A 643-nucleotide genomic window follows, 5' to 3' on the forward strand; every position below is an offset into this window, starting at 1 on the left:
ACAGCATCCCCATGTAATTAATAGCCTTTTTCTCGTATCGAGTGGCAATTCTGCGGTAATGTTTGAGCTTGCCGAACATGCATTCGACCGCATGCCGCTCCTTATAATGCCAATAATCGCATTTAATTTCTTCTTTCCGATTCGATTTTGGCGGGATGACGGCTTTTATTCCCCGACATTCCAGCCATGCCCTCAACTCGTTTGTGTCGTAAGCTTTGTCCGCCAAAACGGCTGAGGCGTTAACGTTTTCCAGCAAGGGTATCGCCCGCTTGCATTCAGCTTCTTGACCGCCTGTCAGAATGTACTTAATCGGCATGCCCAAGGCATCACAGAGCGCGTGAACCTTACAGCCAAAACCACCTTTGGAACGTCCCAGTGCTTCATTCTCGGCGGAGCTATTTGCCGCCCCAGCCGCACAGGCATGCGCTCTAATCACCGAGCCATCCATAGAAACATCCTGTAAATCAGCCACTTCAGAAAAATGACTTAAGAGCTTCTCCCATGCGCCATTGGCGCACCAGCGTGAAAATCGCTTGAAGATGCTATTCCACTTACCATGCGTTGGCGGCAAAATCCGCCACTGCGCTCCCGAACGTAATATCCACAAGCAGGCACTGATAAATTGTCTGCAAGTGTCTGGCTG

General features: G+C 50.1%; 1 protein-coding gene. It reads right to left on the bottom strand.

Annotated features, from left to right (window positions below; all coding sequences use genetic code 11):
• Window positions 1-619: IS5 family transposase (locus RW114_RS20850; RefSeq protein ID WP_340124638.1), on the bottom strand; the 619-nt coding region annotated here is incomplete at its 3' end.
• Window positions 620-643: the final 24 nt, after the last annotated feature.

This window comes from Methylobacter svalbardensis (assembly GCF_037671525.1).
Classification (GTDB): Bacteria; Pseudomonadota; Gammaproteobacteria; order Methylococcales; family Methylomonadaceae; genus Methylobacter_A; species Methylobacter_A svalbardensis.